12 protein-coding genes are annotated in these 13,543 nt (G+C 76.5%); 6 read left to right on the top strand and 6 right to left on the bottom strand.

The genetic code is table 11. From position 1 onward, the window contains the following. Positions 1–69: 69 nt before the first annotated feature. Positions 70–414, top strand: coding sequence for a hypothetical protein (locus ACFW1I_RS26130; protein ID WP_384674355.1), 345 nt, complete (start codon positions 70–72; stop codon positions 412–414). A gap of 121 nt (positions 415–535) precedes the next feature. On the opposite strand, the gene ACFW1I_RS26135 is transcribed toward ACFW1I_RS26130, so the two are convergent. From ACFW1I_RS26135 to ACFW1I_RS26155, 5 genes are all read right to left on the bottom strand, one after another. Then, a complete protein-coding gene (locus tag ACFW1I_RS26135) occupies positions 536–5,218 on the bottom strand; it encodes a hypothetical protein (RefSeq protein WP_384674357.1) in 4,683 nt (1,560 codons plus the stop codon). An 81-nt stretch (positions 5,219–5,299) separates the two neighbouring features. Further along, positions 5,300–6,235, bottom strand: coding sequence for a hypothetical protein (locus tag ACFW1I_RS26140; protein ID WP_384674360.1), 936 nt, complete (start codon positions 6,233–6,235; stop codon positions 5,300–5,302). Continuing rightward, the gene (locus tag ACFW1I_RS26145; RefSeq protein ID WP_384674363.1) at positions 6,232–6,354 is read right to left on the bottom strand and encodes a hypothetical protein; all 123 of its coding nucleotides are present in this window, start codon (positions 6,352–6,354) and stop codon (positions 6,232–6,234) included. The genes ACFW1I_RS26140 and ACFW1I_RS26145 overlap by 4 nt, the downstream gene beginning before the upstream one ends. Beyond that, complete coding sequence (locus ACFW1I_RS26150) at positions 6,351–7,880, bottom strand: hypothetical protein (RefSeq protein WP_384674366.1); 1,530 nt, start codon at positions 7,878–7,880, stop codon at positions 6,351–6,353. Before ACFW1I_RS26150 ends, ACFW1I_RS26145 begins: the two co-directional genes overlap by 4 nt. Before the next feature lie 184 nt (positions 7,881–8,064). Further along, positions 8,065–8,778, bottom strand: a complete 714-nt coding sequence (locus tag ACFW1I_RS26155) for a GntR family transcriptional regulator (protein WP_384674369.1) — start codon at positions 8,776–8,778, stop codon at positions 8,065–8,067. Positions 8,779–8,967: 189 nt separating this feature from the next. On the opposite strand from ACFW1I_RS26155, the gene ACFW1I_RS26160 reads away from it, so the two are divergent. The 5 genes from ACFW1I_RS26160 (at position 8,968) to ACFW1I_RS26180 (ending at position 13,416) form a co-directional block, all read left to right on the top strand. Next, positions 8,968–10,248 (top strand): MFS transporter, encoded by a 1,281-nt coding sequence (locus ACFW1I_RS26160; protein ID WP_384674372.1) that lies wholly within the window; start codon positions 8,968–8,970, stop codon positions 10,246–10,248. Further along, positions 10,245–11,048 carry a putative hydro-lyase gene (locus ACFW1I_RS26165; RefSeq protein WP_384674375.1) on the top strand — a complete coding sequence of 268 codons (804 nt, stop codon included), beginning with the start codon at positions 10,245–10,247 and terminating at the stop codon, positions 11,046–11,048. The genes ACFW1I_RS26160 and ACFW1I_RS26165 overlap by 4 nt, the downstream gene beginning before the upstream one ends. A 114-nt stretch (positions 11,049–11,162) precedes the next feature. After that, a complete protein-coding gene (locus ACFW1I_RS26170) occupies positions 11,163–11,927 on the top strand; it encodes a LamB/YcsF family protein (protein ID WP_384674378.1) in 765 nt (254 codons plus the stop codon). Further along, positions 11,924–12,556 (top strand): allophanate hydrolase subunit 1, encoded by a 633-nt coding sequence (locus tag ACFW1I_RS26175; RefSeq protein WP_384674381.1) that lies wholly within the window; start codon positions 11,924–11,926, stop codon positions 12,554–12,556. Before ACFW1I_RS26170 ends, ACFW1I_RS26175 begins: the two co-directional genes overlap by 4 nt. After that, on the top strand, positions 12,553–13,416 hold the full coding sequence (locus ACFW1I_RS26180; RefSeq protein ID WP_384674384.1) for a biotin-dependent carboxyltransferase family protein: 864 nt from the start codon (positions 12,553–12,555) through the stop codon (positions 13,414–13,416). Before ACFW1I_RS26175 ends, ACFW1I_RS26180 begins: the two co-directional genes overlap by 4 nt. On the opposite strand, the gene ACFW1I_RS26185 is transcribed toward ACFW1I_RS26180, so the two are convergent. Continuing rightward, positions 13,403–13,543: hydantoinase B/oxoprolinase family protein (locus ACFW1I_RS26185; protein WP_384674389.1), on the bottom strand; the 141-nt coding region annotated here is incomplete at its 5' end. The genes ACFW1I_RS26180 and ACFW1I_RS26185 overlap by 14 nt on opposite strands.

Raw genomic sequence — 13,543 nt, forward strand, 5'->3', positions numbered from 1 at the left:
GCGCCGTGTAGAACCGCCGGAACCGGGCAGCCACCCCTGGGAGCGTCGTGCGGTGGGGAGTGACAGGACATGGATGACGAGACGCGGACCGCGCGTCCGTTGTGGGTGGAGGACACGCGCGGACTGCGGAGGATGCCGGACCCGGTGCGGAACGCGGCGGTGCGGGCGGTGATGTTCACCTCGGTGACGATCATCCTGGCCCTCGTCGCCTTCCTCACCTCGGTCACCGGCTCCTGGCTGGCCTATCCGATGACGATCGCGGCGGTGGCCGCGACGGTGGTGGCCACCTGGAGCGTGCTGGACATCTGGATCACCCGCCAGGTCTGGCGGCAGCGCAACGGCGTGGTCTCCGAGCCGAGCAGCAGCGCCTACCCGGCGCGGCGTGAGCGGGTCGCGGAGGAGCGGGTCGCCTGACGGCGGCCCGTACGCACGGGAAGGCCATACGCACGGGAAGGCCGTCGCACCGGAAGGCCGGACGTACGGGAAGGCCCGGGCCCTCGCGGGGTCCGGGCCTTCGTCGTGCCTGCGGTCGTCGCTACGGCGCCGCGGGCGGCTCCTCGTCCTGGTGGCGGCGGAACATCCGGGTCGCGGTGATCTCGCCGTGGATCGTCTCGCCCTCCGCGGACGGCTGCGGCAGGCCCGGGCGGAGGTGCTCCTCGACGCTGATGTACTTCAGGCCGGCCCGCAGGTCGGCGTCGTTGCGCAGCCGGATCACCAGCGGGAACTCGGCGAGCGCCGTGGTGTCGAACAGGCCCGTCGTGTACAGCAGCTGGACGCCGAGCGCGTCCGAGACGGCCCGCTGGAGTTCGAGCAGGTACGTGGCGTTGGCCCGGCCGATCGGGTTGTCCAGGAACAGCGTGCCCGCGTGCCGGTGCTTGTCCCGGCCCCGGTCGTTGGAGCGCAGCGCCGCCATCGTGCAGTACAGGGCGATGGCCGCGGTGAGCAGCTGGCCGCCGGAGAAGACGTCGCCCATCTGCCCGACCGGCACCCGCTCGGCGCGCAGCACCGCGTCCGGCTTGAGGATCTCGACGGCGACGCCCTTGGGTTCGAGCGCCGCCTGCACCCCGCGCAGCAGCAGCGACATGCCGTCGCGACGCAGGTCGGAGTTCTTCCGCACGGCGGCCCGGGTCGCCTCGTCGACGACCTCGCCGAGGCGCTCGGTGAGGGTCGTCTGGTCCGGCTCCTCGAAGCGGATCCGCAGGAACTCCTGGCCGGACCACTCCCCCAGGCCGTCGGGCAGCCGGGAGAGCCGCTGGGCGGAGCGCAGGGTGGCCAGCGAGCTCTCCACCAGGCCGCGCAGCCGGTCCACGATCGAGTCGCGGTTGCGCTCCAGCTGGGCCAGCTCGTCGGTGAGGACCCGGAGGCGGGGCGCGAACGCCTCGGCCCACTTGGCCGCGTGCTCGGGCAGCGCGGAGGCGGGCAGTTCGCGGATCTGCAGCCGGGCGGGGGTGCGGACCTGCTCGTAGCGGGTCGCGTTGGCGTGCCGGACGAGGATGTCGCTCGCCTCGCGCACCGACGCGTCGGCGGCGGACAGTTCGGCGGTGCAGGCGCGCAGCGCCCGCCGGGCCTCGCCGGCCGCCGTCCTGGCCTCCTCCAGGGTGCCGGGGTACGGCTCCTGCTCCTCCTGCTCCTCCTCCGCGTGGTCGCGCAGCAGGTCGCGCAGGAGCGCGGCGGTCTCGTCGAAGCCGCCCGCGGCGTCCTCGGCGGCCCGGTGGTCGCGCAGCAGCCCGGCGTGGGCGGCGCGGGCCGCGTCCAGGGCGTCGCTGCGGGCGGCGAGTTCGGCGCTCGCGGTACGCAGCAGGGCCTGCGCCCGGTCGGCGTCGGCCGGGACCAGCTCCTCGGGCAGCTCGGTGTGGGTCTCGCCGTCCTCGGGGGCCAGCCGCTCGGACTCGCCGCGGAGCCGGCCGAGCTTCTCGCTCGCCTCGGAGGCGCGGGACTCCAGCATCTGCACCAGGGACTCGGCGCGGGCGGCGGCGGCCTGCCGGGACGGGCCGTCGGCGCCGTCGGTGGACTCCAGGAGCTGCTCGGCGCGGGTGCGGACCTTGTTGGTGAGCCGGTCCAGCTCGGCGAGGGCGGCGGACTCGTCGCTCTCGGCGCGGGCCTGCTCGGCGCGTAGGTCGGCGCCGACGCCGACCTTCTCGTACACCTGGGAGGCGGCGCGGTACGCCTCGCGGAGGGTGGGAAGCGCGGCGCGGGGCGCGTCGGCGTCCTGCTCCGGCAGCTGCTCGGGGGCGCCGGCGATCTCGGCGCGCTCGGCGCGCAGCGCGCGGGCGGTGCGGTGGGCGTCGTCGGCGGCGCGCTGGGCGGCGCGGCGGTCCTCGTCGGCGGCCCGCGCGCGCTCCAGACAGGTCTGGGCGCGGGCCTCGGCCTCGGTGGCGTCGTCGGCGAGTTCGCGGAGCTTGGCCTGCCAGGCGGAGCGCTCGCGGAGCCGGAAGGCGAGCCCGGCGAGGGCGTCGGCGGCCCGGCGGGCGCGCTGGGCGGCCTCCTGCCGCTCCTCGCGGACCGCGAGGGCCTCGGCGGCGGCCTCCTCGGCCTCCGCGCGCGTGGCGCGGGCCTCGTCGAGGGTGCGGGCGGCGGTCTCGGCGGTCTCGCGGGCGGTGGCGGCGACGGCCGCGAGCTCGGCGAGCATGCCGGGCGGGCAGTCGGCGCGCCAGGCGCCGATCCGGGCGGCGAGGGCGCGGTCGCCGGCGAGCCGGGCGGCCAGCGCGCGGATCTCCTCGTCGCGGGCGGCGGCACGCGCGCGGAGCGCCTGGCGCTCCTCGTCGGCGGCGTGCTCGTCGTGCATGGCCGGGTTCGGCGGTACGAGGAAGACGCCGGTGTCGTCGCCCGCGTCCTGCGCCGGTACGGGGGCGAGGAGGGCGGCGGCGGTGCCGACGGCGACGGCGGAGCGGGGCAGCAGGGCGGCCGAGCCGAGGGCCTCGCGGGCGCGGCCGTACGAGACGGGGTCGGTGATGACGACGCCGTCGACGAGTTCGGGGCGGGCGGCGAGCACGCGCGCGTGGTCGGCGGGGTCGACGGACTGGGCGAGGTAGCGCCAGCCGGGGAGGGCGGGGATGCCGTGCTCGCCGAGGAACTCGACGGTGGCCAGGACGTCCGGGCCGGGCGGCAGCAGGCCGCCGTCGCCGAGGGCGCCGAGGATGCGGGAGTCGTCGGCGGCGGCGGTGCGCAGCTCGAAGAGCTGGCGCTCGGCGGAGGAGACGGCCCCGTCGAGGAGGCGGCGCAGTTCCTCGGCGTACCGGTCGAAGTCGGTGACGGAGAGCGGCGCCTGGGTGTCGTCCTCGTCGGCCCGTTCGGGCTTCTCGGCGGTCGCGTCGCCGGTGTCGGCGGTGGCGGCGGTGTCGGCGGCGCGCTGGCCGGGCAGCGGGGAGCCGGAGCCGGGCAGGCCGAGGAGTTCGGCGAGGCGTTCCTCGGCGGCCAGGGCCTCGGCGGCGCGGCGCTCGGCGTCGTAGGCGTTGCCGGCCGCCTCGGCGGCGTCGGCGGCGCGGGCGGCGGCGAGTTCGGCGCGGGACTCGGCGGCGGCGGCCTCGCGGGCCCGTTCGCTCGCGGTGCGGGCCAGTTCGCGGGCGGCGTCCCAGGCGGCGACGGTGGTCTTCTCGGCGTCGGCGGCGGCGAGGGCGGCGCGGGCCGGGTCGGCGTCGGGGGCGGAGTCGTCGAGCCAGCCGGCCCGGACGGCCTCGGCGGTCTCCTGCTCGACCTCGGCGAGGCGCTGGCGCAGGTGTCCGGCCTCGCTGCGGGCCCGCTGGGCCTCGGTGGCGGCGGCGGTGGCGTCGCGGTGGGCGGCCTCGCCGGCCTCCTGGAGGGCGGTGGACCGCTCCTCCTCCTCGGCGGCGTGCCGCTCGCCCTCCTCGGCGGCGGCGGCGAGGGCCCGTACGAGGTCGGCGGCGGCCGCGGCGCGGGCCGCGAGGGCCGGGGCGGCGTCGCGCTCGGCCTCGCGGATGGCGGCGGCCACGCGCGCGGAGCGGTCGCCCGCGGCGCGGTGGCGGAGCACCGACTCGGCGGCCTGCCAGGCGGAGTGCAGGGTGCGGGCCTCGATGAGCTCGCGGCGCTGGGCGGCGGCGCCCTTCTCGGCGGCGGCGAGCGCCAGGGAGGCGTGCCGGTAGGCGAGTTCGGCGGCGATGAGGGCGCTGCGCTCGCGGGCCGTCTCGGCCTCGGAGACGGCGTGGCCGGCGGAGGTGACCTGCTGGGCCAGTTCGGCGGCGCGGGCCCGTTCGCCGGCGGCGCGGCCGGAGAGGCGGCGGGCGAGGGTCCGGGTGCGGCGTTCGGCGGCGGCGTGCACCTCGCGCGCGCGGGACCGGGTTCCGGCCGCGTCCACGATGCGGTTCAGGAGGTCGACGGAGCCGGCGGTGAAGTCGCGTTCGGCGGTGAGTTCGGCGCGGCGGCCGAGCTTGTTGCCGAAGCCGCCGACGAGGTCGGCGAGGCCGTCGGTGTCGCGGGTGTCGGTGACCGCGCGGAGGAGGAGGTCGGTGAAGTCGGAGTCCTTCTTGACCGCGAACAGGCCGGCGGCCTCGCCCTCGTCGGCGTTCATCTCGCGCTGGTAGCGGAAGAGTTCGGGGTCGAGGCCCAGCTCGCCGAGGTGCTCGTTCCAGCGGTCGTGGATCTCCTCCCACACCACGTCGAGGTGCGGGTACGCCTTGCCGGCGTCGGTGAGGGCGTCGCGGAAGCCCTTCATGGTGCGGCGGCGGCCGGTGGCGCCGGAGGCGCCCTCGGCGGCGGGGCGGACGGAGGTCGCCTCGGCGACCGGGAGGTTGTCCAGGCTGAGGCCGGGGCCGGGGCGGAAGGAGTACCACGCCTCGGCGAACTTCCGCGGGTCGTTGGAGACCTGGCGGCCGCGCCACTCGCTGACCTTGCCGACGACGACGAGTTCGCCGGTGAGGGTGTGCTGCCACTCCAGGGCGACGTGGCCGCAGTCGTCGGCGAGCAGGAACTTGCGGAGCACGCCGGAGCTGGCGCCGCCGAGCGTGTTGCGGTGGCCCGGGAGCATCACCGAGAAGATGAGCTTGAGGAGGACGGACTTGCCGCCGCCGTTCTCCAGGAAGAGCACGCCCGCGGGGGCGGGTCGGCGCGGCGGGCCGACCGGCTCCTCCTCGAAGAACTCCGCCTGGGTGGGGGCGGGGTTCGGCACGGGGGCGCCGACGCCGCGCAGGTCCAGGACGGTGTCGGCGTAGCGGGCGCCGGCGGGGCCGATGGAGTAGAGGCGGACCCGGGACAGCTCGTACATGGCGAGGGACTCTCGTGCTCTCGTGCTCGGGAAGGTCGGTGGGGCGGGATGCGGCGGCCCGGGGGACGCGGGGGGGGCGGGTTACGCGTGGAAGGGCAGGCCGGCGTCGGCGGCGAGGTCCAGGTCGTCGCCCTCGGGCGGCGGGACGAGGGTGGCGGTGCCGTCGCTGACGGGGACGATGCCGAGGTCGAGGAGTTCGGCCAGGGCGGCGGACCCGGCCATGTCGCGGACCTGGAGCTGGTAGCGGGCGGTGGTGCGGTAGGAGCCGCCGCTCTCGTCGCCGGTGCGCTGGAGGAAGCCGGAGTCGGTGAGGAAGGCGACGGCCTTGGCGACGATGCCGGTGGTGGAGCCGGCGAGGCGGCGGGCGTCCTTGGTGGCGCCGGTGGTGCTGCGGCGGGACCAGACGCGCCAGGCGGCCTCCAGGCCGGGGGCGTCGGAGGCCGGGTCGGTGTTCTCGCCCTCCTCCTCGGCGCGCTGCTCCAGGCGGAGGCACGCCTGGCGGACGAAGGAGTCCACGCCGTTGACGGTGAGGCGGCCGATGTACGCGTCGTCGGCGAGGTCCTCGGGGCGCGGGAAGGCCATGGCGGCGACGGCGAGGTGGGCGAGGCCGTGCAGGAAGCGGTCGGCGGAGTCGGTGTTGGCGCGGCGGGCGTAGTCGCCCATGCGGACGGCGAAGACGGAGTCCTCGCCGGCGGTGACGGCCATCCCCGCGCGCGGGGAGACCTCCAGGACGATCAGGCCGAGGCCGGTCGCGACGGCGTCGGCGAGCCGCGCGAAGGCCGGGTCCTCCTGGTAGCGGCGCAGCAGCTCGGCGTACTCGGCGTCGCGGGCCGGCAGCAGCTTGGGCTGGAGGCCGAAGGAGACCAGCCGCGCGGCGTCGGCGGCGTCGGCCGGGGTGACGGCGGCGCTTCCGGATCCGGTGCCGGGGCCGGTGCCGGGGGCCGGGGGTCGGGGGGACTCCTGCTCGCTCCACGCGTCCGGGTACCCGTCGTACTCGGTGTGCTGGACGTCGCTCACGGCTGGGGCTCCTCGGTGCGGCTCTCGTTCGGTACGGCTGCGGTGCCGGCGGCCCGGGGCAGGGGCAGCGGCACGGGGGTGACGGCGGCGGGCGGGGTGGTGTCGGAGACGTACGTCACGTCGCCTCCGTACGGTCGGCGGCCATGCCGACGGCGTCGAGGAGCGCCGTGCCGACGATGAGGTCGGCGCCGCCGAAGCCGGGGTCGTCCAGCGGGGTGCCGTCGTCGACGGCGAAGAGCAGCCGCTCCTCGCCCTGCCGGTATGCGGTGCCGACCGGCGGGCTGGCCGCGTGGACCGCGAGCAGGGCCACCAGGTAGGCGAGGTCCTCGCCGCCGGTGGCGCGGGCGTCGGCGAGCAGACCGGAGAGCCGGCGCGGGGCGTCGTGCTCCAGGTCGAGCAGGGCGAGCGCGTCCGCGAGCTGCCGCTCGCTGAAGCGGGAGTCGTCGGGGGTGGCGATCAGGTCCGGCTCGGGCATCTCCGCGCCGAGGTGCTCGCGCTCGACCGGCGGCGTGAGCAGCAGGTCCACGAGGTCGCCGAGGCGGACCGAGGCGGGGGTGCGCAGGCCGGTGCCGCGCGCGAAGAAGGCGTCGGTGACCCGGGTGGCCCGCTCGACGGGGAGCGGCAGCACGGGCGCGACGAGCTGCCCGTACAGGTCGAGGCCGGTGTACCGGGTGGGGGCGGCGAACGCCTGCCGGTCCTGCTCGGCGCGGAACAGCGGGCCGGCCTCCAGGAGCCGGGACTGGAGCTGGGTGTGCCGGCGGATGCAGTCCTTGACGATGTCGACCAGCTCGGCGGCGCGGCGCTTGTGCTCCGGCTCCTCGGCCTCGTCGCGGGCCTTGCGGATGTTGGTCAGGATCGCGTTCTCGTGGCGGTAGCGGTCGGCGACGTGGTCGAGCGCCTCCGCGATCATGTCCGGGACGCTGTTGAGCCAGTCCACCGCGCGCACGTTCCGCCGGGTGGCCTCCAGGGTCCTGCGGAGGGTCTCGGCGTACTGGACGGTCCGGTAGCGGGCCTGCTCGGCGGCGAGCTGGGCGTCGGCGAGGCGGCCCCGGCTGATCAGGACCTCCAGCTTCACCTCGGCGGCGATCTGGGCGCTGGTGACGTCGGTGTCGAGGGCGCCGACGAGCACGTTGACGGCCTCGTCGGTGGTCCGGAGGCAGACGGTGCCGCCGTAGCCGGGGACCTCCTCGATGAGCTTGAAGTCGTAGTCCCGGCGGACGTACACGCCGTCGGTGCCGAAGGTGCCGTAGACGGCGCGGAAGCCGCGGTCCACGCTGCCGACGTTGATCAGGTTCTCCAGCACCCAGCGGGCCACGCGCTCGTGCTCGGCGGCGGGGCGCTGCGGGGCCTGGGCGGCGACGCGGGGCAGCAGCCGGGCGACGACCTGGTCGTGGTCGGCACCGGTGTCGAAGTCCATGTGGAGGGTGACGAGGTCGATCGCGGAGAGGGCGACCTCGGCCATCGCGTAGACCGTGTACTCGCCGGCGAGGTTGGCCTTGCGCGCGTCGAGGTCGTGCAGCGGCGCGGTGCACGCGAGCGCGCGCAGGCGCCGCGCGAGCCCTTCGTCGGCGGCCGGCCCCTGCGCGGGGCGCGGCCCCGCGCTGAGCTGGGGCGGAGCGAGGTCCGTCGAGGCAGGCGAAGTCACGGTGCACAGAGTAGGTCCTCGCACTGACATGGGTCGAAACGGCGCAGAAACCACCGCCCCGGCCGGGCCCGGGGCGGTACCCTCCCGCTCCTCCCGCCGGACGGCCCCCGTGTCCCCGGTCGCCCCGGTCACCCCGGTCGCCCGCCCGTGCAGACGCGGCAGTCCCGGCAGCCCCGGTGGGCGGCTACTCCGCGGCCGGTTCGTCCACGGCCCGGGCGTAGGCGGCGGCGACGCGGCTGATCGAGTCGTCGAGGTAGCGGGCGAGGAGGCGTTCGGCGGCGGCCCGCTCCCCCGCCCGCAGGGCGTCCAGGATCTCCTTGTTGCGGACGAGGTAGGGCTCGTGGAGGGCCCGGGGGTCGTCCACGACGTGGAAGGCGAGCCGGAGTTCGGCGAGGACGCTGCGCATGAGCTCGTCGGTGCGGGCGCTGCCGGCCAGGGCGACGAGTTCGCGGTGGAAGTGGATGTTGGCGGTGGAGACCCCGCGCCAGTCGCCGGCCCGGGCGGCGGCCTCGCCCTCGGCGACGGCGGCGGCGAGGCCGTCCACCGGGAAGGGCGGGTGGCCGAGGCCGCGCACGACGGCGCACTCGACGAGCCGGCGGGTGCGGTAGATGTCCTCGACGTCGTCGACGGCGAGGACGCGGACGAAGACGCCGCGGTTGAGCTCGTGGACGAGCAGCCGCTCGTGGGTGAGCAGCCGGAACGCCTCGCGCAGGGTGTTCCGGGACACCCCGAGGGCGCCGCCGATGCTCTCCTCGGAGAGCCGGGTGCCGGGCGGGAAGAAGCCCTCGGCGATGCGGGTGCGCAGGATGTCCGCGACCCGTTCCGCCGTGCTGGTGCGCCCGAGCAGCGCGCGGTCGTCCGCCAGTCCCCCGGTCGTCCCGGTGCCGCTCGCGTCCACGGTCCCCCTTCCCTGCGGGGCGGTCGCCCCGTCGTCGTCCGGCCGCCGAGTCAACCGCAGAAACGGATCCGAAACAACAGGCCCCTTGTCGAATCGTTGAACAATCCCCTACCTTGGCGCCACCGCACACCCCACGCACGGCCCGCTCGTACGTCTCTCAGGCACGCCTCCCCCAACTGCGAGGTGCAGATGAGCACGACACAGACCCGGCAGCACTCCCAGGACGACCGGCCCGACGCGACCGGCGCCTTCGGCTGGCTGCGCGCCCTCGGCCCGCGCGGACGGCGCGCGTTCGGCGGCGCGTTCGGCGGATACGCCCTGGACTCCTACGACTTCTTCACCCTGCCGCTGTCCATGGTGGCGATCGCCGCCTACTTCGGCCTGGACAAGGGCCAGACCGGACTGCTCACCACGGTGACCCTGGTGGTCTCGGCGGTGGGCGGCGCGCTCGCCGGGATCCTCGCCGACCGGGTGGGCCGGGTCAGGGCACTGATGATCACGGTGATCACGTACGCGCTCTTCACCGTGCTCTGCGGTTTCGCGCCGAACTACGAGACCCTGCTGGTCTTCCGGGCGCTCCAGGGCCTCGGCTTCGGCGGCGAGTGGGCGGTCGGGGCGATCCTGGTCGCCGAGTACGCCTCCGCCCGGCACCGGGGCCGCACGCTCGGCGCGGTCCAGTCGGCGTGGGCGGCGGGCTGGGCCCTCGCCGTGATCGTCTACACCCTGGTGTTCCAGTTCTTCGACGCGGACCTGGCCTGGCGGATCCTGTTCTGGACCGGCGCCCTGCCGGCGCTGCTGGTGTTCTGGGTGCGGCGGAACGTGGAGGACGCCCCGCAGGCGGCCGCCGCGCGCGTGGCGAGCGCCGAACGGGGTTCGCTGCGGGCGGTGTTCAAGCCGGGCCTGCTGCGCGTCACCCTCTTCGCGACCCTGCTGTCCACGGGCGTGCAGGGCGGCTACTACACGCTCGCGACCTGGGTGCCGACCTTCCTCAAGACCGAGCGCGGGCTCACCGTGGTCGGCACCGGCGGCTATCTGACGCTGCTCATCTCCGGCGCCTTCATCGGCTATCTGACCGGCGGCCATCTGACGGACCGGATCGGCCGGAAGCGGAACATCGCGCTCTTCGCCGTCCTGTCGGCGGTGTCGGTGATCGCGTACACCCAGATCCCGGCGGGCGCCAACACCCTGCTGCTGCTCCTCGGTTTCCCGCTCGGGTTCTGCATGTCGGCCATCTTCAGCGGCTTCGGCTCCTTCCTCGCCGAGCTGTACCCGACGCCGGTGCGCGGCACCGGCCAGGGGCTCACGTACAACACGGGCCGCGCGGTCGGCGCGGTCTTCCCCACCCTGGTCGGCTTCCTCTCCGAGAGCTGGGGCGTCGGCGGCGCGCTGGTCTTCGGCGCGGTGGGGTACGGACTCGCCGTGGTGGCGCTGCTCGGCCTGCCGGAGACGCGCGGAAAGGAGCTCGGATGAACGGCGTCGACCTCCTGGGGACGCCGGTCCCCGGACCGCGGGAGGCACGCGCGCGTGCGCGGGCCGGGACGGCGGGCCCGACGGCCGGCTGGGCGCCCGGGCACGCCCAGGCCAATCTGATCGCGGTGCCCGCCGACTGGGCCTACGACGTGCTCCTCTTCTGCACCCGCAATCCGCGGCCCTGCCCGGTCCTCGACGTCACCGACGCCGGCTCCTGGACCACCTCGCTGGCGCCCGGCGCCGACCTGCGCACCGACATCCCGGGCTACCGGGTGTGGCAGGACGGGCGCCTGGTGGCGGAGCCGGCGGACGCCACGCCGTACTGGCGGGAGGACCTGGTCTCGTTCCTGATCGGGTGCAGCTTCACCTTCGAGGGGGCGCTCGCCGCGGCGGGGGTGCCGCTGCGCCATGTCGAGCAGGGCCGGAACGTGTCGATGTACGTGACGGACCGGGCCTGCCGGCCGGCGGGGCGGCTGCACGGGCCGATGGTGGTGTCGATGCGGCCGGTCCCCGCGCGGCTCGTCCCGGTGGCGCGGCGGATCAGCGGGCTGCTGCCGGCGGTCCACGGGGCACCGGTGCACGCGGGCGACCCGGCGGCGCTCGGGATCCGGGACCTGGACCGGCCGGACTTCGGGGACCCGGTGGTCGCGGAACCCGGGGACGTGCCGGTCTTCTGGGCCTGCGGGGTCACCCCGCAGGCGGCCGTCATGGCCTCGCGCCCGCCGTTCGCGATCACCCACGCGCCGGGGCGGATGTTCGTCACCGACGTCCTCGACGAGGAGTACCGGATCGCCGTCTGAGCAGGCTTCCCCACGCGCGCGTACCGCCGCCGCACGACCGCACCACGGCACGAAACGCACCACGGCACCACGGCACCACGGCACCACAGCACCTGTGAAAGGAACGGCACCATCATGAGCGGGGTCTCGATCGACCTGAACGCCGATCTCGGCGAGGGCTTCGGCCGCTGGACGCTGACCGACGACGAGCGGCTGCTCTCCGTCGTCACCAGCGCCAACGTGGCCTGCGGCTTCCACGCGGGGGACGCGGTCACCATGCGGCGGGTGTGCGAGCTCGCCGCCGAGCGGGGGGTGCGGATCGGGGCCCAGGTCTCCTACCGGGACCTGGCCGGCTTCGGGCGGCGCGCGATGGACGTGCCCGCGGCGGAGCTGGCCGCCGAGGTGGCGTACCAGATCGGCGCCCTGGAGGTCTTCGCCCGCGCGGCGGGCTCCCGGGTGGCGTACGTGAAGCCGCACGGGGCGCTCTACAACCGGGTGGTGCGGGACGCGGAGCAGGCCGCGGCGGTCGTCGACGGGGTGCTGCTCGCGGGCGGCGGGCTGCCGGTGCTCGGGCTGCCGGGCTCCCGGCTGCACGAGGCGGCCGGGCGGGCCGGACTCCCGGCGGTGGCCGAGGCGTTCGGCGACCGCGCCTACCGGGCCGACGGTTCCCTGCTGCCACGGGGGCAGGAGGGGGCCGTCGTGCACGACCCGGACGCGGTGGTCGAGCGGTCGGTGGCCCTGGTCCGGGCGGGCACGGTGACCGCGCACTGCGGGACCTCCGTGCCCGTCCGGGCGCGTTCGCTCTGCCTGCACGGGGACACCCCGGGCGCGGTGGAGCTGGCCCGGCGCGTGCGGACCGGTCTCGAATCCGCCGGGGTCACGGTGGGGGCCTTCGCGTGAGGGTGCTGCGGGTGGGCGAGCAGGCCCTCCTGGTCGAACTGGCCGACGGTGCGGCCGCCGAGGCGTTCCACGCGGAGCTGCTGCGCCGCCGGGCGTCCGGCGCGCTGCCCTGCGTACGGGAGGTCGTGCCGGCGGCGCGGACGGTGCTGCTCGACGGGGTGGCCGAGCCCGCGCGGCTCGCGGCCGAACTGCCGGAGTGGGAACTCCGGCCGTCGCACGCGCGCGTGGGCGAGGTCGTGGAGGTCCCGGTCCGGTACGACGGGCCCGATCTGGCGGAGGTGGCCGCCCGGTGGGGGGTGTCGCCCGGCGAGGCGGTGCGGATCCACTCCTCGGCCGAGTTCCGGGTCGCGTTCTGCGGCTTCGCCCCCGGCTTCGGCTATCTGACGGGGCTCGGCGCGCGGTACGAGGTGCCGCGCCGGGCGACCCCCCGGACGGCGGTGCCGGCCGGGGCGGTGGCGCTGGCGGGGCCGTACACGGGCGTGTACCCGCGCTCCTCGCCGGGCGGCTGGCAGCTGATCGGGACCACGGACGTGGTCCTGTGGGACACCGGGCGCGAGCCGGCGGCGCTGCTCTCCCCCGGCACGCGCGTGCGGTTCGTCCCGGCGCCCCGGACGGGGGCCGGCCGATGAACGACCGTGCCGTCGCCGTGGTCCGGGCCGGCGCCCTGACCACCGTGCAGGACCTGGGCAGGACCGGGTACGCGCACCTCGGCGTGCCCCGCTCCGGGGCCCTGGACCCGGCCGCCGCCCGGCTGGCGAACCGGCTGGTCGGCAACGACGAGGGCGCCGCCGTCCTGGAGACGACGGTCGACGGCTGCGCCCTGCGCCCCCGGAGCGCGGTGACCGTCGCGGTGGGCGGCGCGCCCTGCCCGCTCCGGGCCGACGGCCGCCCGCTGCCCTGGGGCACCGCGGTGCGGGTCCCGGCCGGCGCGCTCCTGGAGATCGGCGCGGCCGTGCGCGGGCTGCGCTCGTACGTGGCGATCGGCGGCGGGATCGCCGTCGATCCGGTGCTCGGCAGCCGCTCCACCGACCTGCTGTCCGGGCTGGGCCCGGCGCCGCTGGCGGACGGGGCGGTGCTGCCGCTGGGGGCGGCCACGGCCGTACGGGGGTCGGTCGACGCTCCCCCCTGGCCGGGCCCGCCGGACGAACTCGTCCTGCGGGTCCGGCTCGGGCCCCGCGACGACTGGTTCACGGGTGCGTCGCTCCGGGCGCTCACCACGCGCGCGTACCTGGTGTCCTCGGCGAGCAACCGGATCGGGCTGCGGCTCGACGGGCCCGCCCTGGAGCGCGCCCGGCCCGGGGAACTGCCCAGCGAGGGCATGGTCCTGGGCGCCGTGCAGGTGCCGCCGGACGGCCGGCCGGTGGTCTTCCTGGCCGACCATCCGACGACCGGCGGCTACCCGGTGGTGGCGGTGGTGCGGGAGGCGGACCTGGGGGCCGCGGCGCAGGCCGCGCCGGGCACGCCGGTCCGGTTCGTCACGGCGCCGTAGCCTCGCCGTCCTCCGGCGGGGTGCCGTAGCCCCCGCCGCCGGGGGTGCGCAGGACGAGCACGTCGCCGGGGCCGACCTCGGTGGTCGCGGCGCCGTCGAGGCGCTCCACGGTGCCGTCGGCGCGTTC

The organism is Streptomyces sp. NPDC058955, from assembly GCF_042741435.1.
Taxonomy (GTDB): Bacteria; Actinomycetota; Actinomycetes; order Streptomycetales; family Streptomycetaceae; genus Streptomyces.